Below are 24,552 nucleotides of genomic sequence, written 5' to 3'. Positions count from 1 at the left end.
CGGCTTCGACGATGCCTTAGAGCACGGACGTCTTGCGTTCGTAGTGGTCGAGATGCGACTGGCGGTCCTGGTAGACGGCCACGGCCCGGCCGCGCACGCTGCCGTCGGCATTCAACGCGCCGCTCACGTCGAGCTCGCCGCGGTAGTTGTTCCAGCGCCCGGCGCCGGCCGTGGCATGGCCCTGGAAGTCGCGCGTGGGCTTCTTGCGGATCAGGTTGATCGTGGCGCCGGGGTCGCCGGTGCCGGTGAGCAGGCCGGTGGCGCCCTTGAGCACTTCCACGCGGTCGTAGATCGCCAGGTCGCTGAGCGTGTTGCCGGCCGAGTAGCCGGAGTCGCGCAGCATCGGTATGCCGTCGTACTGGAAGTTATTGACCGGGAAGCCGCGGGCGTAGTACACGGTGCGCTCGCTGTCGTAGGTGACGATGCTGACACCGGGCGTGTGCTCCATCGCCTGGTCGATGCTGATGAGGGCGAAGTCGTCCATCGCCTGCCGCGTGACCACGCTGACGGACTGCGGCGTCTCGCGCGGCGCGAGCACCAAGCGCGTGGCCGTGGCGATGGTGCCCGGCGTGTAGCTGCCCGTGCCCTCGGTGATCTCGCCGAGCTGGTTGCCGGTGACAGTGACTTCGCCCAGGCTGCGTTGCGCGTCCGCGGCTGCCGCGGTGGTGGTGACGGTGACCGTGCCGCCCTCGACCCGGCCGCTCAGCCCGCTGCCGCGCAGCAGCGCGTCGAGCGCGGGCTGCGGCTCCAGGCTGCCGGAGACGCGCGGTGCCTGTCGCTCGCGCGCCAGGGCCGGCGAGAAGACGAGCTGCAGCCCGGCCTGCCGGGCGAACTGGTCCAGCGCGGCGGCCAGCGGCTGGGCGGGGATGTCGAAGGCGACGGGACAGGCCTGGGCGCATTGCAGATGCAGGGCCAGCACGCAGGCGGCGGCCGCCTGCGCCAGGGCGGTGGCGCGCGGGGGAAGGGCGGGAGTCTGGACGGACATGGCGGCTTTCTCTCGGAAGGGTTGGCAAAGGAAACGAATGGCGTTCCCTTGCCTGACGGACGGCTCCGCCCGAACCCTGAAAAAAAGCGGCGCCGCGCCGCGCGTTCAGCGTGCCGTGACGCGCATCCCGCCCTCTGCGTCGCGCTCCACCCGCACCGGCAGCGAGCGGGGCAGGGCCGCGATCCAGTCGGCCGCGCGCGCGATGCGCCACCGGCCGCTGACGGGCAGCGCGGCGGCGCGCGCGTCGGCCGAGAGCGGGAAGGCGGCATAGCGCTCCAGGCGCTCCAGCACTTCGCCGAGCGGGCGGTCCTCGAAGGCCAGTTCGCCCTGCCGCCACAGGGCCGGGGCGGCGTCGGCGCGCGGCGCGGGCCAGGGCCGGCCGGGCTCCACGCGCAGCGACTGGCCGGCGCCGAGTTCCACTGCCTCGCCCGCGCCGCGGCTCACGCGCACGCGGCCCGATTCGACCTGCACCAGCACCGCGCCGTCCATGCCCCGCTCCACGCCGAAGCGGGTGCCGAGCACGGTGGCGGTGACCGGCCCGGCGGCCACGGTGAAGGGCCGCGCCGCGTCGCGCACCACGGCGAAGAAGGCGGCGCCGCGCAGCAGCTCCACCGCACGGCCGTGCGCGCGGTAGCGCACCTCGGCGGCCGAGACGGCGTCGAGTTCGATGCGCGAGCCGTCGGGCAGATCCTGGCCGCTGCGCAGACCGCGCCGGGTGGAAAGAGATACCTGCCAGAGTATAGGCTCCGAGCGCTCTCGGATGAATCGCATTGAGAGCATACCCGCCATGGTAAGCAGTCCGGCGCAGCCCAGCAGCGTGGCGAGCCCGCGGCGGCGCCCGCCGCGGCGGGCGGGGCCGGGCGGCACTTCGCCGCGCCAGCGGTGTAGCGCGTCTTCGATCACGGCGTTGGCCTGCATCAGGTCGCGCTCCACCGTGTTGAGCGAAAGCCCCAGCCGCGCGGCGATGTCGGCCTGCCGCTCGCCATCAAGCCGGTACGCCAGGAAGATGTCGCGGCAGCGCCTGGGCAGGGAGTCGAGGCAGCGCGCGACATGGTCGATGGCCTGCCGGTACATCACGGCATCCGCCACGTCGGGCGCATGCCGGGGCGCCGCCAGCGTCTGCGCGGCGGCATCGGCCAAGTGGGCGCTGCGCCGGCGGTCGCGGCGCAACTGGTCCAGCGCGAGGTTCTGCGCCATGGTGGACAGGTAGGCGCCGGGGCTGCGCAGCGGCTCCGCCGGTGGCGGCGCGGCCTCTTCCGCGAGCCGCAGCCAGGTGTCGTGCAGCAGATCGCGTGCGTCGTCGAGGCTGCCGGTGCGGCGCACGAGCAGGCGCAGCAGTTCGGCATAGACGCCGTCGAAGTCCGAGAGCAGGGCGCCGGAGGAGGAAGCAGGGACGGAAAAGGCCATGGCCGGCGATCATATTCGTAGATGAGAATCGTTCCTGAATTTTCGCCGGTGGTCGCCGTCATGGCGATTCCTGTATTTGCTTCTGCCTTCGCAGGAGCGCGGGTCCGGCCAGGGCTACAATCAAAGGCTTTCCCGCAAACCGCGTCGCCCGCACGCCCCCAAAGCAAAATCCCCTACAAGCAGCAATCTGCATGGCTTCGCCGTGCCGATTCCGGGCGACCGTAACCATCCGGAGAACCCAGTGCTTTTGTCTCTCAAGGGAACCTTCCCGCCCGCCATCCTGGCGCTTGCAGACGGCACGGTCTTTCTCGGCCATTCGATCGGAGCCGCCGGCTCCGCCGTCGGCGAAGTGGTGTTCAACACCGCCATCACCGGCTACCAGGAAATCCTCACCGACCCGAGCTATGCCCAGCAGATCGTGACGCTCACGTATCCGCACATCGGCAACTATGGCGTCAACGACGAGGATATCGAAGCCGACAAGGTCCATGCCGCGGGCCTCATCATCCGCGACCTCCCGCTCGTCGCCTCCAACTTCCGCAGCACGCGCACCCTGCCGCGGTACCTGGCGGACGCGGGCACGGTGGCCATCGCCGGCATCGACACCCGCAAGCTGACCCGCCACCTGCGCACGCATGGCGCGCAGAACGGCGCGATCGTCGGGCTGGCCGCCGGCGAATCGGTGAACGACAAGGCCATCGCCCGCGCCGTTGCGGCCGCCCAGGCCGCGCCCAGCATGTCCGGCCTGGACCTGGCCAAGGTCGTGTCGGTGAAGTCGCCCTACGAATGGACGCAGACCGAATGGAAGCTCGACAAGGGCGACGGTGCGCCGGGCTACGGTTTGCAGATCGCGCCGCGTTTCCACGTCGTGGCGTTCGACTACGGCGTCAAGAAGAACATCCTGCGCATGATCGCCGAGCGCGGCGCGCAGATCACCGTCGTGCCGGCCCAGACGCCGGCCGCCGAGGTGCTGAAGCTCGCGCCGGACGGCGTCTTCCTGGCCAACGGCCCGGGCGACCCGGCGCCCTGCGACTATGCGATCGAAGCCGCGCGCGAGCTCATCGAGACCGGCATCCCCACGTTCGGCATCTGCCTGGGCCACCAGATCATGGCGCTCGCGCTGGGCGCGAACACCTACAAGATGAAGTTCGGCCACCACGGCGCGAACCATCCGGTCAAGGACCTCGACACCGGCCGCGTCTCGATCACCAGCCAGAACCACGGCTTCGCGGTGGACGAGAAGTCGCTGCCCGCCACGCTGCGCGCCACGCACATCAGCCTGTTCGACAACACGCTGCAAGGCCTGGCGCACACCGAGAAGCCCGCCTTCTGCTTCCAGGGCCACCCGGAGGCTTCGCCCGGACCGCACGACATCGCCTACCTGTTCGACCGCTTCACGGCACTCATGGAAAAGCACAAGACGGAGGCCACGAATGCCTAAGCGTACCGACCTCACATCCATTCTCATCATTGGCGCCGGCCCGATCATCATCGGCCAGGCCTGCGAGTTCGACTACTCCGGCGTGCAGGCCTGCAAGGCCCTGCGCGAGGAGGGCTACAAGGTCATCCTGATCAACAGCAACCCCGCGACGATCATGACCGACCCGGCCACGGCCGACGTCACCTACATCGAGCCGATCACCTGGCAGACGGTCGAGAAGATCATCGCCAAGGAGCGCCCCGACGCGATCCTGCCGACGATGGGCGGCCAGACCGCGCTGAACTGCGCGCTCGACCTCTGGCGCCACGGCGTGCTCGACAAGTACCAGGTCGAGCTGATCGGCGCCACGCCCGAGGCCATTGACAAGGCCGAGGACCGCCTGAAGTTCAAGGACGCGATGACCAAGATCGGCCTGGGCTCGGCGCGCTCCGGCATCGCCCATTCGCTCGACGAAGCCTGGGCGGTGCAGAAGACGGTCGGCTTCCCCGTCGTGATCCGCCCGAGCTTCACGCTCGGCGGCACCGGCGGCGGCATCGCCTACAACGCCGAGGAGTTCGAGACCATCTGCAAGCGCGGCCTCGAAGCCTCGCCCACCAGCGAGCTGCTGATCGAGGAGTCGCTGCTCGGCTGGAAGGAGTACGAGATGGAGGTCGTGCGCGACAAGGCCGACAACTGCATCATCGTCTGCTCGATCGAGAACCTCGACCCGATGGGCGTGCACACCGGCGACTCGATCACCGTGGCGCCGGCCCAGACGCTCACCGACAAGGAGTACCAGATCCTGCGCAACGCCTCGCTCGCGGTGCTGCGCGAGATCGGCGTGGACACGGGGGGCTCGAACGTGCAGTTCTCGATCAATCCGAAGGACGGCCGCATGGTCGTCATCGAGATGAACCCGCGCGTGTCGCGCTCCTCGGCGCTGGCGTCCAAAGCCACGGGCTTCCCGATCGCCAAGGTCGCGGCCAAGCTGGCCGTGGGGTATACGCTCGACGAGCTGAAGAATGAAATCACTGGCGGTGCTACCCCCGCCAGTTTCGAGCCATCGATCGACTACGTCGTCACCAAGATCCCGCGCTTCGCGTTCGAGAAGTTTCCGACCGCCGATTCGCGCCTGACCACGCAGATGAAGTCGGTCGGCGAGGTCATGGCCATGGGCCGCACCTTCCAGGAATCGTTCCAGAAGGCGCTGCGCGGGCTGGAGGTCGGCGTCGATGGCCTGAACGAGAAGACGCAGGACCGCGAAGTGCTGGAGAAGGAATTGGGCGAGCCCGGTCCCGAGCGCATCTGTTACGTGGGCGATGCTTTCGCCCTGGGCCTGAGCGTGGACGAGGTCTATGACCTCACGAAGATCGACAAGTGGTTCCTCGTGCAGATCGAGGAGATCGTGAAGATCGAGCTCGAGCTGGAGACGAAGTCGCTCGACGACATCGACCGCGACACGCTGCTGGCCTTGAAGAAAAAGGGCTTCTCCGACCGACGCCTGGCCCGGCAGCTCAAGACGACCGACAAGGCCGTCCGCGAGAAGCGCCGCGCGCTCGACGTGCGCCCGGTCTACAAGCGCGTGGACACCTGCGCGGCCGAGTTCGCCACCGACACCGCCTACCTCTACTCGACCTACGAGGACGAGTGCGAGGCCGAGCCGACCGACCGGAAGAAGATCATGGTGCTCGGCGGCGGCCCGAACCGCATCGGCCAGGGCATCGAGTTCGACTACTGCTGCGTCCATGCCGCGCTCGCGATGCGCGAGGACGGCTACGAGACCATCATGGTCAACTGCAACCCCGAGACCGTCTCGACCGACTACGACACCTCGGATCGCCTGTACTTCGAGCCGCTGACGCTCGAAGACGTGCTCGAAATCGTCGACAAGGAGAAGCCGGTCGGCGTGATCGTGCAGTACGGCGGCCAGACGCCGCTGAAGCTCGCGCTCGACCTGGAGGCCAACGGCGTGCCGATCATCGGCACCTCGCCCGACATGATCGACGCGGCCGAGGACCGCGAGCGCTTTCAGAAGCTGCTCCACGAACTCGGCCTGCGCCAGCCGCCCAACGCCACGGCCCGCACGGAAAGCGAAGCGCTGGAGAAGGCCGCCGCACTCGGCTACCCGCTCGTCGTTCGGCCGAGCTACGTGCTCGGCGGCCGCGCGATGGAGATCGTGCACGAGCAGCGCGACCTCGAACGCTACATGCGGGAGGCGGTCAAGGTCAGCAACGACTCGCCGGTGCTGCTGGACCGCTTCCTCAACGACGCGATCGAATGCGACGTCGACGCGCTGCGCGACCCCGAAGGCAAGGTCTTCATCGGCGGCGTGATGGAGCACATCGAGCAGGCCGGCGTGCACTCGGGCGACTCCGCCTGTTCGCTGCCGCCGTACTACCTGAGCAAGGCCACCGTCGATGAACTCAAGCGCCAGTCGGCCGCCATGGCCGGTGCGCTCAACGTGGTCGGGCTGATGAACGTGCAGTTCGCGATCCAGGAAGTGGACGGCCAGGATGTCATCTACGTGCTGGAGGTGAACCCGCGCGCCTCGCGCACCGTGCCGTTCGTCTCCAAGGCCACCGGCATCCAGCTGGCCAAGGTGGCGGCGCGCTGCATGGCCGGCCAGACGCTGGCGCAGCAGGGCGTTACCGAAGAGGTCACGCCGCCGTACTTCAGCGTGAAGGAGGCCGTGTTCCCGTTCGTGAAGTTCCCCGGCGTGGACACCATCCTCGGCCCCGAGATGAAGTCCACCGGCGAGGTCATGGGCGTGGGCCGGACCTTCGGCGAGGCCTTCGTGAAGAGCCAGCTCGGCGCCGGCACCCGGCTGCCGCAATCTGGCAAGGTGTTTCTCACGGTCAAGAACGGCGACAAGCCGCGCGCCGTCGAAGTGGCCCGCCAGCTCGTGGCGCAGGGCTTCACGCTCGTGGCGACCAAGGGCACGGCAGCGGCGATCGCGGCGGCCGGCATCGCCGTGGACGTGGTCAACAAGGTGGCCGAGGGCCGCCCGCACATCGTCGACATCATCAAGAACGGCGAGATCGCCATGGTCATCAACACGGTGGAGGAGCGCCGCAACGCGATCGCCGATTCGCGCGCGATCCGCACCTCGTCGCTGCTGGCGCGCGTGACCACGTTCACGACGATCGCGGGCGCCGAGGCGGCGGTCGAGGGATTGAAGTACCTCGACGACCTCGACGTCTATTCGGTGCAGGAATTGCATGCGCAGTTGCGCTAGCGCAAGAAGGTGAGGGGGGCAGCACGGGCATTGCACAGGGCACAATCGCCGGATGCCACAGCAGCCTCCTCTTCCCGACGCGCCCATCCTCACCCTGGATCTTGCCGACTGGAACGCGGCCACGCCCGACGAGGGCTGGATCGCCGCGCTCGAAGCCGGCAAGGTGCTCTACTTTCCGCACCTGTCCTTTGCGTTCGGCGACGCCGAGCGCGCGGCGCTGCTGCGCCCGGAACTGCTGGCGCAGGGCTCGCGCAACATCAGCCTGAACGCCCAGGGCGAGCTCAAGGGCGCGGCCGGCGACGCCGCCACGCAGCAGCTGGCGGCCGAGGTGATCGGACGCTTCCGCCAGCAGGCGCAGGCGCTGGTACACGGGTTGCTGCCGTCCTACACCCCGTTCCTGCGGCTGGCGCCGACCAGCCTGCGGCCGGCGCAAGTCGAGTCGCGCGTGCAGTCGTGGCGCGCGGACGACCGGCGGCTGCACATCGATGCCTTTCCGTCGCGGCCCAACTATGGCGAGCGCATCCTGCGCGTATTCGCCAACGTCAATCCGCATGGCGAGCCGCGCGTGTGGCGCGTGGGTGAGCCGTTCGAGGATGTGGCCCGGCGCTTCCTGCCGCGCGCCCGGCGCTACGCGCGCTGGCAGGCCCGGGCGCTGCGCTCGCTGCGCGTGACCAAGACGCTTCGCAGCGAATATGACCATCTGATGCTCCAGCTGCACGACGGCATGAAAGGCGACGCCGACTACCAGGCGAACGCGCCGCAGCAGACCATGCCGTTCGCGGCGGGCTCGGTCTGGATCTGCTTTTCCGACCAGACGCCGCACGCGGTCATGGCCGGGCAGTTCATGATGGAGCAGACGCTGCATCTGCCGGCCGAGAGGCAATACAATGTCCAATCGAGCCCGCTCGCGATCCTCACGCGGCTGGCCGGGCACCCGCTGGTCTGACCGGCGGCACCTGCATACCACCAACGACACCGCCGGACGGCTTCGTCCGGCGTTTTTTCTTTTTGGAGAAGACAGGCATGGCGACCATTCCCATCACCAAGCGCGGCGCGGAGAAGCTCAAGGAAGAGCTGCACCGTCTGCAGACCGTCGAGCGTCCCAATGTCATCGCCGCCATCGCCGAAGCCCGCGCCCAGGGCGACCTGAGCGAGAACGCCGAATACGAGGCGGCCAAGGACCGCCAGGGCTTCATCGAAGGCCGTATCCAGGAAGTCGAAGGCAAGCTGTCAGCCGCGCAGATCATCGACCCGCAGGCGCTGGACGCCGGCGGCAAGGTCGTGTTCGGCGCGACGGTCGAGCTGGAGGACGAGGATTCCGGCGCGTCCGTGCGCTACCAGATCGTCGGCGAGGACGAAGCCGACCTGAAGCAGGGCCTGATCAACATCTCCAGCCCGATCGCCCGCGCGCTGATCGGCAAGGAGGAGGGCGACACCGCCGAGGTGCAGGCCCCGGGCGGCCTTCGCCGCTACGAGATCGTCGCCGTCAGCTACACCTGAACGACGCGTGCAAGCCCTGCTGCGCCAACGCCTTCCGTTCTTCGCCGCGGCCCTCTGGTGGGGCAGCCTGAGCGCGATCGGCTTCTTCGCGGTGCCGATGCTGTTCGCGCACCTGGGCTCGCCAGCGATCGCCGGCAGCATGGCCGCGCGGTTGTTCGCGGGGCAGACCTGGATCGCGGTGGGTTGCGGTCTGGTTCTGCTGCTGGCCTCCCGACCGGCGAACGGAGATGCGCCGACCGGCGTCGCCTACGGCGCGCTGGCATTCGTGCTGGGCGGGCTGCTGCTGGCGCTGCTCCAGCAGTACGGTGTGTCGCCGCGCATCATGGCGCGCGAGAACCTGAAGCTTTGGCACGGCGTGGGCTCGGCCATGTACTTCGGCCAGTGGCTGTGCGCTGGGGTCACGCTGTGGCGACTCCAGACCGTGCAGCTGCCGCCGGCCGCCTGAGGCGCAGGTTCAGACCTTCCAGTGCTGGGCGATCCAGTGCGCAGGGCGGATGTGGCGGAAGCGCCGGTTGCGCTGACCGCTCAGACCGTCCGGCGGATTGACCTCCCCGTGAAAGATCACGATCCGTGCCCCGGGGGGTATGTACGGCTCGCGCCAGTAATTGGCGGGCCACATGGGGATACTATGGTACTTGAAGCTCGGGCACCAGGTTTTGGGCCAGTAGCCGAGCCTGCCCTGGCGATGCAGGAAATCCGACAGGTAGGCCTGCTCGTTGCGGAACTGCTGGCGGATCTCCACCTCGTGCGCGCGAAAATTGCTCAGCACGTCGGTATGGGCGCCGATCTCGAAGCGGTAGACCGACGAGTTGCCGGTCACCCGCCAGGGCCGCTTGTAGTCCTTGATGATCAGGAACTCGCCGGGCCGGGTCGAGAAGAACTCGTCCAGGCTGCCGACCACGACCACGTCCAGGTCCAGGAACAGCGCCGTGCCGTGCAGGCCGTACGCGCCGCCCAGCGTCGCGCTGCAGGTGGTGAGCTTGCGCCAGGCGCGGTCGCGCACGCCGGGCGCTTCGGGCCGCAGGTCCAGCGCCGGGATCGGCAGGCAGGTCACTTCCGGACGGATGCCGCTCGCGTCGTCCGTCAGGCAGATGAAGCGGAAGTCGCCGCTCAGGTGCCGGCGCACCATGGCGTAGAGGATGTTGACGTACTCGGGGCCGTACTTCGTGCCCCATTTCATGCACAGCACATGCCGGGCGGCCCCGGCGGCGGACGACGGCATCGCGGGATCAGTCCTGGCGCTTCTTGATCGAGGTCTGCCTGGGCTTGGCGCGCTTGACGATGCCGCCGGCCGTCAGGCGCTGGTTGCCCAGCACGCGCAACTGCTTGATCTCGGGCTTGCCGCCGCCCTTGGAGCTGTACTTGAGCACCTTCACGTCGCGCGGGCCGGGCTTGCGGTCCTCGGCGGCGACACGCTCCTTCTCGGGCTGCGGCCGCCAGAGGATGATGAGCTTGCCGATGTGCTGGATCGGCGCAGCGTTCAGGTCGCCGGCCAGCGACTGGTAGATCTGTTCGCGGTGGGTGCGGTCGTCGGAGAAGATCCGCACCTTGATGAGGCCGTGGGCATTGAGCGCGGCGTCGACTTCCTTCCTGACGGCCTCGGTGAGCCCGTCGCTGCCGATCAGGACGACGGGGTCGAGATGGTGCGCATCGGCGCGGCGCTGCCGGCGTTCGGCAGGAGTGAGCTGGATGTGAGGCATGGGGCCGTATTATCTGCGCCCCCGAGGGCGCTCCTCGTCCCAGGAACGGATCGTGCGATGAAGGTACAGACGAAAAGCAAGAAAGTGAACAAGGCGTGGCTCAACGACCACGTCAACGATCCCTATGTGCGGCAGGCGCAGGCCGAGGGCTACCGCGCCCGGGCGGCCTACAAGCTCAAGGAGATCGACGAGGCGCTGGGCCTGATCCGCCCGGGCGCGACGGTGGTCGACCTCGGCTCCTCGCCCGGCGCCTGGAGCCAGTACCTGCGGCGGCGCCTGTCGCCGCAGGGCGCGGCCGTGGGCGAGCTCGACGGCACCATCATCGCGCTGGACCTGCTTTCGATGGAGCCGATTGAGGGGGTAGCCTTCATCCAGGGCGATTTCCGCGAAGACGAGGTGCTGGCCCGGCTGGAGGCCGCAGTCCATGGCCGGCCGGTGGACGTGGTGGTGTCGGACATGGCTCCCAACCTGTCGGGCATTTCGGCCACCGACGCGGCCCGCATCGAGGGCCTGGTCGAATTGGCCGTGGACTTCGCTCGCGCGCACCTGCGCCCGGAGGGCGCCCTGGTGGCCAAGGTGTTCCACGGCGGCGGCTACGAGCCGCTGGTCAAGCTGTTCCGCAGCACCTTCCGCACGGTCAAGCCTTTCAAGCCCAAGGCGTCGCGCGACCGCTCCTCGGAAACCTTCCTCGTCGGCATCGGCCTGAAACCTTGACCGAAATCAGCGAAAAACCTTTGAATCCAGCGGTAAAAGGCGAATCACCCCTATGAGGGCATGAGGGAAAATCCACGGTCCAAAAGCTTGAAAGCCCTAGAATGGGTCACAGATACGTCACATCTTTCCCACGCCTCGCGACTGGAGTTCCGCTTGAATAATCCGTGGTTTTCAAAAATCGCCGTCTGGCTCGTCATTGCGATGGTGCTGTTCACCGTGTTCAAGCAATTCGACGGCCGTGGCGGCATGGGAGCCGGTTACATCGGCTATTCGGACTTCCTGGAGGAAGTCCGCAACAACCGCATCAAGAGCGCGACCATCCAGGAAGGCCAGGGCGGCACCGAGGTCTCGGCCATCACCAACGATGACCGCCGCGTGCGCACCACCGCCACCTACCTCGACCGCGGACTCGTGGGCGACCTGATCAACAACAACGTCAAGTTCGACGTCAAGCCGCGCGAGGAAGGCTCGCTGCTCATGACGCTGCTCGTGAGCTGGGGCCCGATGCTGCTGCTGATCGGCGTGTGGATCTACTTCATGCGCCAGATGCAGGGCGGCGGCAAGGGCGGCGCCTTCAGCTTCGGCAAATCGAAGGCGCGCATGCTCGACGAGAACAACAACACCGTCACCTTCGCCGACGTGGCCGGCTGCGACGAGGCCAAGGAAGAGGTCAAGGAGGTCGTCGACTTCCTCAAGGGTCCGCAGAAGTTCCAGAAGCTCGGCGGCCGCATCCCGCGCGGCCTGCTGCTGGTCGGCCCCCCGGGCACCGGCAAGACGCTGCTGGCCAAGTCGATCGCCGGCGAGGCCAAGGTGCCGTTCTTCTCGATCTCCGGCTCCGACTTCGTCGAGATGTTCGTCGGCGTGGGTGCGGCCCGTGTGCGCGACATGTTCGAGAACGCCAAGAAGAATGCGCCCTGCATCATCTTCATCGATGAAATCGACGCGGTCGGCCGCCAGCGCGGCGCGGGCCTCGGCGGCGGCAACGACGAGCGCGAGCAGACCTTGAACCAGATGCTCGTCGAAATGGACGGCTTCGAGACCAACCTCGGCGTGATCGCGGTGGCAGCCACGAACCGGCCCGACATCCTGGACGCCGCGCTGCTGCGCCCGGGCCGCTTCGACCGCCAGGTCTACGTGACCCTGCCCGACATCCGCGGTCGCGAGCAGATCCTCAACGTCCACATGCGCAAGGTGCCGATCGGCCAGGACGTGAACCCGTCGATCATCGCGCGCGGCACGCCCGGCATGTCCGGTGCGGATCTCGCCAACCTCTGCAACGAGGCCGCCCTCATGGCTGCGCGCCGCAATGCGCGCGTCGTGGAGATGCAGGACTTCGAGAAGGCCAAGGACAAGATCTTCATGGGCCCCGAGCGCAAGAGCATGGTCATGCCCGAGCACGAGCGCCGCAACACCGCCTACCACGAGGCCGGCCATGCGCTCATCGGCAAGCTGCTGCCCAAGTGCGACCCGGTGCACAAGGTCACCATCATCCCGCGCGGCCGCGCGCTCGGCGTCACGATGAGCCTGCCCGAGAACGACCGCTACAGCTACGACCGCGAGTACATGCTCAACCAGATCAGCATGCTGTTCGGCGGGCGCATCGCGGAGGAGGTGTTCATGAACCAGATGACCACCGGCGCCTCCAACGACTTCGAGCGGGCCACGAACCTGGCGCGCGACATGGTCATGAAGTACGGCATGAGCGAGGCGCTGGGGCCCATGGTCTACGCCGAGAACGAAGGCGAGGTCTTCCTCGGCCGCTCGGTCACCAAGACCACGAACATGAGCGAGCAGACCATGCAGAAGGTCGACGGCGAGGTGCGGCGCATCATCGACGAGCAGTATTCGCTCGCGCGCCGCCTGATCGAGGAGAACAGCGACAAGATGCACGCGATGGCCAAGGCGCTGCTCGACTGGGAGACCATCGACGTGGAGCAGCTCGACGACATCATGGCCGGCCGCGAGCCGCGCCCGCCGAAGGACTGGACGCCGCGCACGCCTCCCTCTTCGGGCGGCGACGACAAAGGCGGCGGCGCACCGGCCGTCAAGACCGATCCGGCGCCGTCCGCTGCGTGATCGACCAGGCAACGCATGCGCTGACGCTGTGATGAAGAGGGCCTGACGGCCCTCTTTTCCATGCGCAGCAGCCTTTTTCGTATGCAGCAGCAGATCTGGCGCACCACGCGCTTCGCGATCGACCTGGCCCGTCCGCAGGTCATGGGCATTGTCAACACCACGCCCGAATCCTTTTCCGACGGCGGCGCGCACAGCGACGCGGCGGCTGCGCTGCGCCACTGCGAGCGGCTGGTGGCCGAGGGTGCGGACATCCTCGACATTGGCGGCGAATCCACCCGCCCCGGCAGCCCGGCCGTGCCGCAGGACGAGGAACTGGCCCGCGTCGTGCCCGTGGTGCGCGAGGCGGTGCGCCTGGGCGTGCCGGTCTCGGTCGACACCTCCAAGCCCGAGGTGATGCGCGCCGTGCTGGACCTGGGCGCCGACATCGTCAACGACATCTGGGCACTGCGCCGCCCCGGGGCGGTCGACGCGGTGGCCGCCCATGCGCAGAGCGGCGTCTGCATCATGCACATGCACCGCGATCCGCAGACCATGCAGACCACGCCCATGGACGGCGACGTGGTGCCGCAGGTGGCGGACTTCCTGCGCCGGCAGGCCGCGGCGCTCCAGGCCCGCGGCATCGCGGCCGAGCGCATCGCGCTGGACCCGGGTGTGGGCTTCGGCAAGACGGTGGAACAGAACTTCGCCCTGCTGGCCCGCCAGCGCGAACTGCTGGAGCTGCGCCGTCCGCTGCTGCTGGGCTGGTCGCGCAAGTCCTCGCTCGGCGCCGTCACCGGCCGCGCGGTGGACGACCGGCTCGTACCCAGCGTGGCCGCCGCGCTGCTCGCAGTGGAGCGCGGCGCGCGCATCGTGCGGGTGCATGATGTACGCGAGACGGTGGCCGCCCTGGCCGTATGGCAGGCCGCGCAGCCGCAGGGCCGACTCTTCCACGAGCGAACGAACGACGACGAGATCCAAAGAACATGACCCGCCAGTATTTCGGCACCGACGGCATCCGCGGCACCGTGGGCCAGCCTCCCATCACCCCCGACTTCGTGCTGCGCCTGGCCCATGCCGTGGGCCGCGTGCTGCGCACCAATGGCAAGCCGAACGAGCGCCCGACGGTGCTGATCGGCAAGGACACGCGCATCTCCGGCTACATGCTGGAGAGCGCGCTCGAATCGGGCTTCAACTCCGCCGGCGTGGACGTGGTGCTGCTTGGCCCGCTGCCCACGCCGGGCGTGGCCTACCTCACGCGCGCGCTGCGCGCGAGCCTGGGCGTGGTCATCAGCGCCAGCCACAACCCCTACCCGGACAACGGCATCAAGTTCTTCAGCGCCCAGGGCACCAAGCTGCCGGACGCCTGGGAGCAGCAGGTCGAGGCCGCGCTGGAGCAGCCGCCGGTCTGGGCCGACTCGGCCACGCTCGGCAAGGCCCGCCGGCTCGACGATGCGGCCGGACGCTACATCGAGTTCTGCAAGAGCACCTTCCCCAACGACCTCAGCCTGCGCGGCATGAAGCTGGTGGTGGATGCGGCCCACGGCGCGGCGTACCACATCGCGCCCAAGGTCTTCCACGAGCTGGGCGCCGAGGTCACCAGCATCGGCTGTTCGCCCGACGGGCTCAACATCAACCGCGACGTGGGCGCGACGCATCCGGCCGCGCTGGTGCGCGCGGTGGCCGAGGCCGGGGCCGACTACGGCATTGCGCTCGACGGCGATGCCGACCGGCTCCAAATCGTCGACCGCAAGGGCCGGCTCTACAACGGCGACGAACTGCTCTACCTCATCGCCGTCCAGCGGCTGGAGCAGGGCGTGGCGGTGCCGGGCGTGGTCGGCACGCTGATGACCAACAAGGCGGTGGAGAACGCGCTGCGCGGCCGCGGCGTGGAGTTCGTCCGCGCCCGGGTCGGCGACCGCTACGTGCTCGAGGAGCTGGAGCGCCGCGGCTGGCTGCTGGGCGGCGAGGGTTCGGGCCACCTGCTGGCGCGCGACCGCCACACCACGGGCGACGGCCTCATCAGTGCGCTGCAGGTGTTCGAAGCCGTGGTGCGCAGCGGCCGCACGCTGGCCGCGCTGCTGAAGGAGGTCGTCCTCTTCCCCCAGGTGCTGCTGGGCGTGCCGCTGCGCCCGGGCGAGGACTGGCGCCGCAACGAGAGCCTGGCCGACGAGATCCGCGCCGTCGAGGCCGAGCTCGGCGAGGCCGGCCGCGTGCTGATCCGCCCGAGCGGCACCGAGCCGCTGCTGCGCGTGATGGTCGAGGCGCGCGATGCGCGGCTGGCCGAGCGCTGCGCACAGCGGCTCGCGCTGGCCGCCAGCGTCGCCGACGCCATCTGAGGGGTATACCTCTGCTGTGCCCGCGGGACAGGCGCCTGAGGCTGGCAGGGTGGGGGGTATGCAGGCGGTTGTTGCAGACCGGTGCCTGCGGCATGGCTGAGGCCGCCGGCGGTTGCTGCATGATGCGGTCCGCAGATGACTTCCGCATTCCTCGCCATCTCCCTGCTCAACGGGCTGAGCTACGGCCTGCTGCTGTTCATGCTCAGCGCGGGCCTCACGCTGATCTTCAGCCTGCTCGGCGTGCTCAACTTCGCCCATGCGAGCTTCTACATGCTCGGCGCCTACTTCGGCTGTGCGCTGTCGCAGGCCGTGGGCTTCTGGGCCGCGCTGGTGCTGGCGCCGCTGGCCGCCGGGCTGCTGGGCGCGCTGTTCGAGCGCTGGGGCCTGCGGCGGGTGCACCGCCACGGACCGCTGCCGCAGCTGCTGGCGACCTTCGGGCTGTCGTACCTGATCCTGGAAGCGGTGCAGCTTGTCTGGGGCCGCGCGACCGTGCCCACCAGCCTGCCGGACATGTTGCAGGGGCCGCTGTTCACGCTGCACGGCACGCAGTTTCCGCGCTCGCGCGCCTTCGTGATGCTGGTGGCGCTGGCCATGCTGGCCGCCGTGTGGCTCGGGCTCACGCGCACCCGCGCCGGCCTGGTGGTTCAGGCGGCGCTCGGGCATCCGCAGATGGTGGAGGTGCTGGGCCATAACGTACCGCGCGTGTTCACGCTGGTGTTCGGCGGCGGCTGCGCACTGGCGGCGCTGGCCGGCGTAGTGGGCGGCGGCGCCTATGTGACCGAGCCGGGCATGGCCGCGTCGGTCGGCTCCATCGTGTTCGTCGTGGTGGTCGTCGGCGGGCTGGGTTCGCTGGCCGGCGCGTTCATCGCGTCGCTCGCGATCGGCCTGCTGCAGACCTTTGCCGTCGCGCTCGACGGCTCGGCCGCGCCGCTGGCCCGGGTTGCGCCGATGCTGCCGTACCTGCTGATGGTGCTGGTGCTGGCCCTGCGGCCCCGGGGCCTGCTCGGCAAGCGCGAAGACTAGACCGATGGGTCCCCGCCTCGCCATCTGGGCGCTGTTCGCCGCCGCGCTGGTGCTCGCTCCGCAGGTGTCCGGCAGCAGTTTCGCGCTGACCCTGCTGTCGCAGATGGGGTACTTGGCCATCGTCTGCCTCTCGTACAACATCCTGCTGGGCCAGGGTGGCATGCTGAGCTTCGGCCATGCGGTCTACAGCGGCATGGGCGCCTTTGCGGCGGTGCATGCGATGAACCTCGCCGCCGTGCCCCTCGCGCTCGTTCCGGTACTGGCAGGCGCGGCCGGCATGGTGCTGGCCGCGCTGCTGGGCTGGGTCGCCACGCGGCGGGCCGGCACGGCCTTCGCGATGATCACCCTGGGCATCGGCGAGCTGGCCGCGGCCGCGGCGCTGATGTTCCCGGGCTTCTTCGGCGGCGAGGCCGGCGTGGCCGCCGACCGCGTCTACGGCGCCGCGCCCTGGGGCATCGGCTTCGGCCCCGCGATCCAGGTCTACTACCTGATCGCTGCCTACTGTGTCGCCTGCGCCGCGCTGATGTACGCCTTCACCGGCACGCCGCTCGGCCGCATCCTCACCGCGGTGCGCGACAATCCGCAGCGCGTGGCCTTCCTCGGCTACGACGCGCGGCGGGTGCGGCACCTGGCCTTCGCCGTCGCGGGCTTTTTCGCGGGCGTGGGCGGCGGGCTGGCGGCCATCCAGTTCGAGATCGTCACCGCCGCCGACAGCATGGGCCCGCTGCGCTCGGCGAGCTACCTGCTGTTCACCTTCCTTGGCGGGACCGGCTTCTTCTTCGGACCGGTCGTCGGCGCGGTGCTGATGGTGCTGGCCTCGGTGCTGCTGCCCGAATGGACCCGGGCCTGGCCGCTCTACCTGGGCCTGGCCTTTCTGCTGATGGTGCTGCATGCGCCGGGCGGCATCGCGGGCGTGCTGGCGGCGAACCTGCGCGTGGCCCGCCACGGCCGGCTGGGCGCGCTGGCTTGGCTCTACCTGGGCCTGGCCGCGGCCGGCGCGGTTGCGCTGCTGGGCGCCAGCGCGCTGGTCGAGATGGCCTACCGCCTGCGGCTCGACGCGGCGCTCGGGCCGCGGCTGCCGTTCCTCGGCCGCGAGATCGACGCCGGCTCCGCGGCCACCTGGGCCGGTGCCGCCGCCGTGCTGGCGCTGGGCCTGGGTCTGCTGCGCATCCTGCGTCCGCGCTTCGCGGTGCGCTGGGCCGCGGTGCCGCAGGCGATCGCCGCGGAGGAGGGCGCCGCGTGAGCGCGCCGCCTGCGCTGGAGCTGCGCGAACTGCGCAAGCGGTTCGGCCGCGCGGAGGTTCTGCGCGGCGCCAGCCTGGCCGTGCGCGCCGGCGAGCGCGTGGCCCTGATCGGCCCGAACGGCGCGGGCAAGAGCACGCTGTTCGACCTGGCCAGCGGCCGGCGCGCGCCCGACGGCAGCGCGGTGCTGCTGCACGGCGAGCGCATCGACGGCTGGCCGCCGCACGAGATCGCGCGCCGGGGCCTGGCGCGCAGCTTCCAGACCACCAGCGTCTTCGGCCGGCTCAGCGTGTTCGACAACCTGCGCTGCGGCGTGCTGTGGAGCCTGGGCTACCGCTACAGCCTGTGGCATCTGCTCTCGCGGCTGCGCGATGCCAACGAACGCGCCGCGCAGCTGCTGGCGCTGCTGGGCCTGGAGCACCGGCGCGATGTGCCGGCCGGCGAACTCAGCTATGCCGAGCAGCGGGCGCTGGAGATCGGCCTGGCCATCTCCGGCGATGCCGGCGTGGTGCTGCTCGACGAGCCCACGGCCGGCATGAGCCGCAGCGAGACCGCGCGCTTCGTCCCGCTGATCCGCAGCGCGACCGCCGGCCGCACGCTGCTGATGGTGGAGCACGACATGGGCGTGGTCTTTGGCCTGGCCGACCGCGTCGCCGTGCTGGTGCAGGGCGAGGTCATCGCCTTCGACACGCCCGCAGCGGTGCGGGCCGATCCACGCGTGCAGCGGGCCTACCTCGGCGAGGGCGCGTGATGCTCGCCGTGCGCGACCTGCATGCCTGGTATGGCCGCAGCCACGTGCTGCACGGCGTGGCGTTCGACGTGCGGCCGGGCGAGATCGTCGCGCTGCTCGGGCGCAACGGCTCGGGCCGCTCGACGACGGCGCGGGCGCTGATGGGACTGGTCGAATGGAAAGGGGCGGTCGCCTGGCGCGGCGCACCGCTGGCCGGCCGGCGGCCTTTCGAGATCGCCCGGCTGGGCATCGGCTACGTGCCGGAGAGCCGCGACGTGTTCCCCGGCCTCACCGTCCACCAGAACCTGCTGCTGGGGCAGAAGCGGACGAAGAAGCCAGGCCGCTGGGGCTTCGACGACATGTACCGCCTGTTCCCGCGCCTGCGGGAGCGGCGGGACGCACCGGCCGGCGTGCTCTCGGGCGGCGAGCAGCAGATGCTCGCGCTGTGCCGCACGCTGATGGGCGACCCGGACCTGATCGTCGTCGACGAGCCGACCGAGGGCCTGGCGCCGCAGCTGGTCGCGCAGGTCGGCGCCTGGCTGCAGGCGCTGCGCGCGCGCGGTGTGGCGGTGCTGCTGATCGAGCAGAAGCTCACGATCGCGCTCGCCATCTCTGACCGCACGCTCGTCATGGGCCACGGCCGCATCGTCTTCGACGGCACACCGGCGCAGCTGCGGGCGCAGCCGGCGGTACAGCGGGAGTGGCTGGAGGTGTAGGGGTATCTGCCTGCAGCGCAATATTCCAGGGCGCTATGGAGCTATACCCCCAGGTCGATAAGATCGTCGCGCTCCGCGCCGGTCGACACCCAGCGCACCGGCCGGCCGGCCAGCTCCGCCACGCGGCGCACGAAGGCCCGCGCCGCGGGCGGCAGCGCGCCAACATCGCGCAGGCCGTGCGTCGGCGCCTGCCAGCCCGGCAGCGTTTCGTAGACCGGCTCCAGGCGCGACTGCGCCGCCGCGTCGGCGGGCAGACGGTCCAGCCGCCGGCCGTCCTGGCGGTAGGCCACGGCGATGCGCACCTCGGGCAGGCCGTCGAGCACGTCGAGCTTGGTCAGCGCGAGCGCATCGGCGCCGGCCACGCGGCAGGCGTGGCGCAGCTGCACCGCGTCGAGCCAGCCGCAGCGCCGCGGCCGGCCGGTGTTGGTGCCGTACTCCCCGCCGCGCTCGCGCAGCAGATCGCCCTCGGCGCCGTGCAGCTCGGTCGGCAGCGGCCCGGCGCCCACGCGCGTCGCGTAGGCCTTGCAGACGCCGAGCACCTGCGGCCGCCGCACGGGCCAGAGCCCGCCGCCCAGCGCCGCGAGGCCCGCGGCGGTGCTGGAGGCGGTGACGAACGGGTAGGCGCCCCAGTCCAGGTCCAGCATCACGGCCTGCGCGCCCTCCAGCAGCAGCGGCGCGCCGCTGGCGCGGGCCGCGTCGATCGCCTCGCCGGCGGCGCCCGCATAGGGCAGCAGCCGCGGCGCGAGCGCCTGCAGGCCGGCCAGCGTGCCGCGCAGTGTCTCCTCGGGCGCGCCGGCCGCGCGCAGCCAGGTGTTGTGGTGGTCCAGCAGCTCGGCGAGGCGCTGCTCCAGCCGCAGCGGATCGCGCAGGTCGCCCACGCGCAGCGCCCGGCGGCCCGCACGGTCCTCGGCGGCCGGGCCGATGCCGCGCTGCGTCGAACCGATCGGCTCGCGCAGCCGGGCCTCGCGCACGCGCTCCACGGCGCGGTGCACCGGCAGCACGAGCGCGGCCTCGTCCGCGACGCGCAGCTGCGCCGGCCCGACCGCGATGCCCTGGGCCGCGAGCGCGTCGATCTCGTCGAGCAGCGCCTGCGCGTCGAGCAGCACGCCCGGTCCGAGCAGCCCCGGCCGCCCGCGCACCACGCCGCTCGGCAGCAGCGAGAGCCGCCAGCGCCGGCCTTCCGCGACGACCGTGTGGCCCGCGTTGGCGCCGCCGTTGAAGCGCACCACGAGCCCGGCATCGCCGGCCAGCCGGTCGACGATGCGGCCCTTGCCCTCGTCGCCCCACTGCAGGCCGAGCACGAGGATGTCGTCGCCGCCGGGCGGCTGGATGGCTGAGTTTTGCTGGGGGTCGGTCATCGGGGGCAAGCTCCGGAAGTGCAGGAATGGGCGCATCATCCGCAGATGGAAGAGGCCCGACAAACCATTTGATCTGCGCTCTCGGTTCAAGAAAACTCATGCAAGATGCCACCGGCGCGGGTCGCCGCCTGCCACCGCTGAACTCGCTGCGCGCGTTCGAGGCCGCCGCGCGGCTCGGCAGCTTCGCCGCCGCGGCGGAAGAACTGCACGTGACCCAGGGCGCCGTCAGCCGCCACATCCAGCAGCTCGAATCCTGGCTCGGCCGCCCGCTGTTCGAGCGCCGCCACCGCGGCGTCGTGCCGACGCCGGTGGGCGCAGCCTACGGCACCGAGCTGCGCGGCGCCTTCGACCTGCTGGCCGCGGCCACGCAGCGCCAGCAGGAGGCGGCGGCGCAGCAGGTGCTGCAGGTCAACGTGCCCGGCACCTTCGCGCTGCGCTGGCTGATCCCGCGGCTGTCGTCGTTCCAGCGCGGCCATCCGGCCATCGAGGTGCGGCTGGCCACCTCGTACGCGCCGCTGGCCGCGCTCGGCCGCGAGGTGGACGTGGCAGTGCGCGGCACCGCCGAGGAGGCCGCGGGCTGGCAGGCCAGGCCATTCCTTGCCGAGCGGCGCCTGCCGGTCTGCGCGCCCGCGGTGCTGCGCGAAGCGCCGCTGGCGCGGCCGCAGGACCTCGCGCAGCACACGCTGCTGCATGCGGCCACCTCGGCCGGCGCCTGGGACGAATGGCTGCGCCTGGCCGGCGCGCCGGGCCTGCAGCCGCGGCGCGCGCTGACGTTCGGCCACTTCCACCTCGCGCTGCAGGCCGCGCTCGACGGCCTGGGCGTGGCCATCGGCCCGGCGGCGCTGGTGGCGCACGACCTGGAGGCGGGCCGGCTGGTGCAGCCGTTCGACGGGCCGTCGCTGCCGCCCTGGCGCTATGCAGCCTATATGCCGCAGGCCCGCGCGCGCAGCGCGGCCGCCACGGCCTTCGTCGAATGGCTGGTGCAGGCCGCTGACGCAGGTAGTGGTGGGGTATAGGCCAGAGGCGATTGAGTGACGCGCGCTTCAGGGTGCTAGGGATAGGGGTATCAGCGCGCCGCGTCGCCGTGCCGGTACTCGCGCGTGGTCTCGTCCAGGCGCTGCAGCAGCGCCGCGTCGATGTGGTAGCTCGCGGCCGCCAGCGTGGCGTCGAGCTGCTCGGGCCGGCTCGCGCCGAGCAGCGGCGCGGTGATCTGCGGCTGGGCCAGCACCCAGGCCACGGCCAGCGTGGCCAGCGGCACGCCGGCCTCGGCGGCGAGCGCCTGCAGCGCCTGCACCGTGCCGAAGTAGCGGTCGCTCCAGTAGCGGCCCTGGTACAGCGCGGCCGCCTTGCCGAGCGTGAAGCGCGTGCCTTCGGTCGGCGCCGTGCCCGGCTGGTGCTTGCCCGTGAGCCGGCCGCCGGCCAGCGGGTTGTAGGGGATCACGGCCAGGCCTTCCTCGGCCGCCAGCGGCAGCAGTTCGCGCTCGATCTCGCGGAACAGCAGGCTGTAGCGCGGCTGCACCGAGACGAACTTCGCCGTGCGCAGCAGCTCGGCGCGGCCGAGCGCCTTGGCGATGCGCCAGGCCTGGAAGTTGGAGACGCCGACGTAGCGCGCCCGGCCGGATTTCACGATCACGTCGAGCGCCTCCAGCGTCTCGTCGATCGGCGTGTGCGGGTCGTCGGAATGCAGCTGGTAGAGGTCGACGTAGTCGGTCTGCAGCCGCGCGAGCGAAGCGTCGATCGCGTCGAGCAGGTGCCGGCGCGACGCGCCCTGGTCCCAGGCGCGCGGCCCGACCCGGCCGACCGCCTTGGTCGCGAGCACCAGGCCCCGGCGGCGCCCGGGCGCGGCGCGCAGCCAGCGGCCGATGATCTCCTCGGTGCGGCCGGCGGTCGCCAGGTCGCCGCCGAGCGGATAGACGTCGGCCGTGTCGATGAAGTCGATGCCGCTGTAGACCGCCTTGTCGAGGATCTGCTGCGACGTGGCCTCGTCGGTCTGCAGGCCGAAGGTCATGGTGCCGAGCGCAAGCCGCGACACGGTGAGGCCGGTGCGGCCGAAGCGGGTGGTGGGAAGGGTCATGGGGTACTCCTCGGGTGGCAGGTGCCGCGCGGCGGCGGCGCAGGCGGAGCTGCTTCACTGTACCTGGCCCTGGGAGGCTGCGCGGCAGAGCACAATGCGCGGGGCCGCCGGGCAACTTTTTTTCGCGGCCGCGGGTCCGTCCCGGAGTCTTTTCGCGCCCGGGCCGCGCGGCCGCGCCGTACGCTCCGCTGTTTTTCTGCTCTTTTCTTCCGTTTTCGTTCGAGGCCGTATGAACCGTGGCGCAGCCACCTCCCCGAAGCCCTTCACCCGACGCCTGGCCGCAGCGGCCCTGGCGGTCCCGCTGCTGACGGCCGGCGCGGCCCATGCGGACGACGTCGCCGACGTCCGACAGCTGATGCAGGCCAACCAGTGGGCCGAAGCCCGCGCGCGGGCCGACAGGTTCCTGGCCCGGCAGCCGCGCGACGCGCAGATGCGCTTTCTCAAGGGCGTGATCCAGACCCAGCAGGGCCGCCAGGCCGAGGCCATCGCGACCTTCACCGCGCTGACCCGGGACTTCCCGGACCGGCCCGAGCCGTACAACAACCTGGCCGTCATCTATGCCAGCCAGAAGCAGTACACCAAGGCGCGCGAGGCGCTCGAGAAGGCGCTGGCCACCAACGCCAGCTACCAGACGGCGTATTCGAACATCGGCGGCGTCTATATGCAGCTGTCCAACGAAGCCTATGCGAAGGCCCTGCAGGTGGACGGCAGCGACCACAGGGAGCCGCTCAAGCTCGACATGATCCAGCAGCTGCCGGCATCCGCGGCACCGGCCGGCGCCGCAGGCACGAAGGTCGCGGCCGCGCCCGCGGCACCGGCGCCAGCGCCAGCGCCAGCGCCGCAGTCTCCGCCGCCGCCGGCACCCGCTGCGGTGCCGCGGCCTGCGCCCCCGCCGGCTCCCGCATCCATGCCGGCACCCGCTCCGGCGCCTGCCCCTGCCCCCGCACCCACACCGGTGCCAGCCCCGGCGCCGGCCCGCCCGGCCGCGCCCGACGCCGCCCAGCACAAGGCCGTGGAAGCAGCCGTCCATGCCTGGGCGGCCGCCTGGTCGTCGCGCGACATGAAGGGCTACCTGGATGCCTACGCCAGCGACTTCAAAGGCGCGAGCCAGAGCCGCAGCGCCTGGGAGGCCGACCGCAAGGTGCGCATCCTCGGCAAGGCCAGCATCAAGGTCGAGGTCAGCAACCTGGCCATCACCGTCTCGGGCGACAAGGCCACGGCCGTGTTCCGCCAGCACTACACCGGCGGATCGCTCGCCGCGAGCACCCGCAAGACGCTGGGCCTGGTCAGGACCGGCAGCAAGTGGGTGATCGTGCGCGAATCGACGGGTTGACGGCGGGCAGGCATGATGCGGCGCCCGCCCTCTGCCATGCCGCCATGCCCTTTGCGCTGCCCGAATCCATCTCCACCCCGCGCCTGCGGCTGCGCCGCCCCGGCTTCGCGGATGCCGGCCTGATCTTCGATGCCTACACCCGGGACGCCGAGGTCTGCCGCTACATGGTCTGGACGCCGCACACGTCCCCGGAGGAAACCGGGGGCTTCATCCGCCATTGCATCGACGCCTGGGATGCCGGCCGCGCCCGGCCCTATGTGCTGGCGCTGCCGGGCGACGAGCACACGCCGATCGGCATGCTGGAGGCCCGCCGGCGCAGCCACGCGCTCGACATCGGCTATGTGCTCGCGCGCCGGCACTGGGGCCGGGGCCTGATGCCCGAGGCCGTCGACGCCGTGGCCCGGGCCGCACTGGCGCAGGCCGGCATCTTCCGCATCCAGGCCAGCTGCGACGTGGACAACCTCCCCTCGCAGCGCACGCTGGAGAAGGCCGGCTTCGTGCGCGAGGGCCGGCTGGAGCGCTACACCGTCCATCCCAACATCGACCCCGCGCCGCGGCCCTGCTTCATGTACGCGCGGGTGCGGTGACGCGCCGCCTCATTCGATCACCGCGCCCGACTCCTTCACGATCGTGCGCCACTGCTGGTACTCGGTCTTCAGCAGCTCGGCGAACTGCTCGTTGGAGAGCGCCTGCGGCTCGGCGCCCTGGGCGACGACGGCGGCCTT

The 24,552-nt window shown here is 70.6% G+C and carries 22 protein-coding genes; 16 read left to right on the top strand and 6 right to left on the bottom strand.

Features of this window, described 5'->3' with window-relative positions:
• Positions 1-16: 16 nt before the first annotated feature.
• Together GAK38_RS23900 and GAK38_RS08610 are read right to left on the bottom strand one after the other, a co-directional pair.
• Entirely contained in the window at positions 17-985 is a 969-nt protein-coding gene (locus GAK38_RS23900) for a TonB-dependent siderophore receptor (RefSeq protein ID WP_443089178.1), read from the bottom strand.
• Positions 986-1,090: 105 nt separating this feature from the next.
• The gene (locus tag GAK38_RS08610) at positions 1,091-2,392 is read right to left on the bottom strand and encodes a sigma-70 family RNA polymerase sigma factor (RefSeq protein ID WP_325343246.1); all 1,302 of its coding nucleotides are present in this window, start codon (positions 2,390-2,392) and stop codon (positions 1,091-1,093) included.
• A 241-nt stretch (positions 2,393-2,633) separates the two neighbouring features.
• Here GAK38_RS08610 and carA point away from each other — a divergent pair, with 241 nt between their 5' ends.
• From carA to GAK38_RS08585, 5 genes are all read left to right on the top strand, one after another.
• Positions 2,634-3,833: a glutamine-hydrolyzing carbamoyl-phosphate synthase small subunit gene (gene carA, locus GAK38_RS08605; RefSeq protein ID WP_325343244.1), complete on the top strand. Its 1,200-nt coding sequence runs from the start codon at positions 2,634-2,636 to the stop codon at positions 3,831-3,833.
• The gene (carB, locus tag GAK38_RS08600; protein WP_325343242.1) at positions 3,826-7,047 is read left to right on the top strand and encodes a carbamoyl-phosphate synthase large subunit; all 3,222 of its coding nucleotides are present in this window, start codon (positions 3,826-3,828) and stop codon (positions 7,045-7,047) included. Before carA ends, carB begins: the two co-directional genes overlap by 8 nt.
• A gap of 52 nt (positions 7,048-7,099) precedes the next feature.
• Positions 7,100-7,993 carry a Kdo hydroxylase family protein gene (locus tag GAK38_RS08595; protein WP_325343240.1) on the top strand — a complete coding sequence of 298 codons (894 nt, stop codon included), beginning with the start codon at positions 7,100-7,102 and terminating at the stop codon, positions 7,991-7,993.
• A gap of 77 nt (positions 7,994-8,070) precedes the next feature.
• A complete protein-coding gene (greA, locus tag GAK38_RS08590; RefSeq protein WP_325343238.1) occupies positions 8,071-8,547 on the top strand; it encodes a transcription elongation factor GreA in 477 nt (158 codons plus the stop codon).
• A 19-nt stretch (positions 8,548-8,566) separates the two neighbouring features.
• Positions 8,567-8,992, top strand: coding sequence for a DUF4149 domain-containing protein (locus GAK38_RS08585; RefSeq protein WP_325343355.1), 426 nt, complete (start codon positions 8,567-8,569; stop codon positions 8,990-8,992).
• Between the two features lie 9 nt (positions 8,993-9,001).
• Here GAK38_RS08585 and GAK38_RS08580 read toward each other — a convergent pair whose 3' ends face one another.
• Together GAK38_RS08580 and GAK38_RS08575 are read right to left on the bottom strand one after the other, a co-directional pair.
• Entirely contained in the window at positions 9,002-9,769 is a 768-nt protein-coding gene (locus tag GAK38_RS08580; protein WP_325343236.1) for a glycosyltransferase, read from the bottom strand.
• Between the two features lie 7 nt (positions 9,770-9,776).
• Positions 9,777-10,247, bottom strand: a complete 471-nt coding sequence (locus GAK38_RS08575; protein ID WP_325343234.1) for a YhbY family RNA-binding protein — start codon at positions 10,245-10,247, stop codon at positions 9,777-9,779.
• Between the two features lie 57 nt (positions 10,248-10,304).
• On the opposite strand from GAK38_RS08575, the gene GAK38_RS08570 reads away from it, so the two are divergent.
• The 8 genes from GAK38_RS08570 to GAK38_RS08535 all read left to right on the top strand — a co-directional run bounded on the left by GAK38_RS08570 (position 10,305) and on the right by GAK38_RS08535 (position 19,062).
• Entirely contained in the window at positions 10,305-10,961 is a 657-nt protein-coding gene (locus GAK38_RS08570) for an RlmE family RNA methyltransferase (protein WP_325343232.1), read from the top strand.
• A gap of 153 nt (positions 10,962-11,114) precedes the next feature.
• Positions 11,115-13,037 (top strand): ATP-dependent zinc metalloprotease FtsH, encoded by a 1,923-nt coding sequence (ftsH, locus tag GAK38_RS08565; RefSeq protein ID WP_325343231.1) that lies wholly within the window; start codon positions 11,115-11,117, stop codon positions 13,035-13,037.
• An 81-nt stretch (positions 13,038-13,118) separates the two neighbouring features.
• The gene (gene folP, locus GAK38_RS08560) at positions 13,119-14,003 is read left to right on the top strand and encodes a dihydropteroate synthase (protein ID WP_325343230.1); all 885 of its coding nucleotides are present in this window, start codon (positions 13,119-13,121) and stop codon (positions 14,001-14,003) included.
• On the top strand, positions 14,000-15,352 hold the full coding sequence (gene glmM, locus GAK38_RS08555; protein ID WP_325343228.1) for a phosphoglucosamine mutase: 1,353 nt from the start codon (positions 14,000-14,002) through the stop codon (positions 15,350-15,352). The genes folP and glmM overlap by 4 nt, the downstream gene beginning before the upstream one ends.
• Positions 15,353-15,487: 135 nt before the next feature.
• Positions 15,488-16,375, top strand: coding sequence for a branched-chain amino acid ABC transporter permease (locus tag GAK38_RS08550; protein WP_325343226.1), 888 nt, complete (start codon positions 15,488-15,490; stop codon positions 16,373-16,375).
• 4 nt (positions 16,376-16,379) lie between these two features.
• Entirely contained in the window at positions 16,380-17,618 is a 1,239-nt protein-coding gene (locus tag GAK38_RS08545; RefSeq protein WP_325343224.1) for a branched-chain amino acid ABC transporter permease, read from the top strand.
• Positions 17,615-18,367, top strand: coding sequence for an ABC transporter ATP-binding protein (locus GAK38_RS08540; RefSeq protein WP_325343222.1), 753 nt, complete (start codon positions 17,615-17,617; stop codon positions 18,365-18,367). The genes GAK38_RS08545 and GAK38_RS08540 overlap by 4 nt, the downstream gene beginning before the upstream one ends.
• The gene (locus tag GAK38_RS08535) at positions 18,367-19,062 is read left to right on the top strand and encodes an ABC transporter ATP-binding protein (RefSeq protein ID WP_325343353.1); all 696 of its coding nucleotides are present in this window, start codon (positions 18,367-18,369) and stop codon (positions 19,060-19,062) included. The genes GAK38_RS08540 and GAK38_RS08535 overlap by 1 nt, the downstream gene beginning before the upstream one ends.
• Before the next feature lie 41 nt (positions 19,063-19,103).
• On the opposite strand, the gene GAK38_RS08530 is transcribed toward GAK38_RS08535, so the two are convergent.
• Entirely contained in the window at positions 19,104-20,420 is a 1,317-nt protein-coding gene (locus GAK38_RS08530; RefSeq protein WP_325343220.1) for an adenylosuccinate synthase, read from the bottom strand.
• A gap of 98 nt (positions 20,421-20,518) precedes the next feature.
• On the opposite strand from GAK38_RS08530, the gene gcvA reads away from it, so the two are divergent.
• Positions 20,519-21,436 carry a transcriptional regulator GcvA gene (gene gcvA, locus GAK38_RS08525; RefSeq protein ID WP_325343218.1) on the top strand — a complete coding sequence of 306 codons (918 nt, stop codon included), beginning with the start codon at positions 20,519-20,521 and terminating at the stop codon, positions 21,434-21,436.
• Positions 21,437-21,486: 50 nt separating this feature from the next.
• Here the strand turns inward: gcvA and GAK38_RS08520 are convergent, their stop codons facing one another.
• Positions 21,487-22,494 (bottom strand): aldo/keto reductase, encoded by a 1,008-nt coding sequence (locus tag GAK38_RS08520; RefSeq protein WP_325343216.1) that lies wholly within the window; start codon positions 22,492-22,494, stop codon positions 21,487-21,489.
• Positions 22,495-22,723: 229 nt separating this feature from the next.
• On the opposite strand from GAK38_RS08520, the gene GAK38_RS08515 reads away from it, so the two are divergent.
• Entirely contained in the window at positions 22,724-23,827 is a 1,104-nt protein-coding gene (locus GAK38_RS08515) for a tetratricopeptide repeat protein (protein ID WP_325343214.1), read from the top strand.
• A gap of 44 nt (positions 23,828-23,871) precedes the next feature.
• Entirely contained in the window at positions 23,872-24,414 is a 543-nt protein-coding gene (locus GAK38_RS08510; RefSeq protein WP_325343212.1) for a GNAT family N-acetyltransferase, read from the top strand.
• Positions 24,415-24,552: the final 138 nt, after the last annotated feature.

It is taken from the genome of Xylophilus sp. (assembly GCA_009914555.1).
GTDB lineage: Bacteria > Pseudomonadota > Gammaproteobacteria > Burkholderiales > Burkholderiaceae_C > WNDY01.
This window is presented reverse-complemented; position numbering and strand designations above follow the sequence as displayed.

What these genes read in the sequence shown, in the direction of transcription:
- GAK38_RS08570 (WP_325343232.1), top strand. Translation starts at nt 10,305, where the DNA reads ATGAAGGTACAGACGAAAAGCAAGAAAGTGAACAAGGCGTGGCTCAAC.
- glmM (WP_325343228.1), top strand. Translation starts at nt 14,000, where the DNA reads ATGACCCGCCAGTATTTCGGCACCGACGGCATCCGCGGCACCGTGGGC.
- GAK38_RS08580 (WP_325343236.1), bottom strand. Translation starts at nt 9,769, where the DNA reads ATGCCGTCGTCCGCCGCCGGGGCCGCCCGGCATGTGCTGTGCATGAAA.
- GAK38_RS08515 (WP_325343214.1), top strand. Translation starts at nt 22,724, where the DNA reads ATGAACCGTGGCGCAGCCACCTCCCCGAAGCCCTTCACCCGACGCCTG.
- GAK38_RS08510 (WP_325343212.1), top strand. Translation starts at nt 23,872, where the DNA reads ATGCCCTTTGCGCTGCCCGAATCCATCTCCACCCCGCGCCTGCGGCTG.
- carB (WP_325343242.1), top strand. Translation starts at nt 3,826, where the DNA reads ATGCCTAAGCGTACCGACCTCACATCCATTCTCATCATTGGCGCCGGC.
- GAK38_RS08575 (WP_325343234.1), bottom strand. Translation starts at nt 10,247, where the DNA reads ATGCCTCACATCCAGCTCACTCCTGCCGAACGCCGGCAGCGCCGCGCC.
- GAK38_RS08595 (WP_325343240.1), top strand. Translation starts at nt 7,100, where the DNA reads ATGCCACAGCAGCCTCCTCTTCCCGACGCGCCCATCCTCACCCTGGAT.
- folP (WP_325343230.1), top strand. Translation starts at nt 13,119, where the DNA reads ATGCAGCAGCAGATCTGGCGCACCACGCGCTTCGCGATCGACCTGGCC.
- GAK38_RS08545 (WP_325343224.1), top strand. Translation starts at nt 16,380, where the DNA reads ATGGGTCCCCGCCTCGCCATCTGGGCGCTGTTCGCCGCCGCGCTGGTG.
- gcvA (WP_325343218.1), top strand. Translation starts at nt 20,519, where the DNA reads ATGCAAGATGCCACCGGCGCGGGTCGCCGCCTGCCACCGCTGAACTCG.
- GAK38_RS08535 (WP_325343353.1), top strand. Translation starts at nt 18,367, where the DNA reads ATGCTCGCCGTGCGCGACCTGCATGCCTGGTATGGCCGCAGCCACGTG.
- greA (WP_325343238.1), top strand. Translation starts at nt 8,071, where the DNA reads ATGGCGACCATTCCCATCACCAAGCGCGGCGCGGAGAAGCTCAAGGAA.
- GAK38_RS23900 (WP_443089178.1), bottom strand. Translation starts at nt 985, where the DNA reads ATGTCCGTCCAGACTCCCGCCCTTCCCCCGCGCGCCACCGCCCTGGCG.
- GAK38_RS08550 (WP_325343226.1), top strand. Translation starts at nt 15,488, where the DNA reads ATGACTTCCGCATTCCTCGCCATCTCCCTGCTCAACGGGCTGAGCTAC.
- GAK38_RS08530 (WP_325343220.1), bottom strand. Translation starts at nt 20,420, where the DNA reads ATGACCGACCCCCAGCAAAACTCAGCCATCCAGCCGCCCGGCGGCGAC.
- GAK38_RS08610 (WP_325343246.1), bottom strand. Translation starts at nt 2,392, where the DNA reads ATGGCCTTTTCCGTCCCTGCTTCCTCCTCCGGCGCCCTGCTCTCGGAC.
- GAK38_RS08520 (WP_325343216.1), bottom strand. Translation starts at nt 22,494, where the DNA reads ATGACCCTTCCCACCACCCGCTTCGGCCGCACCGGCCTCACCGTGTCG.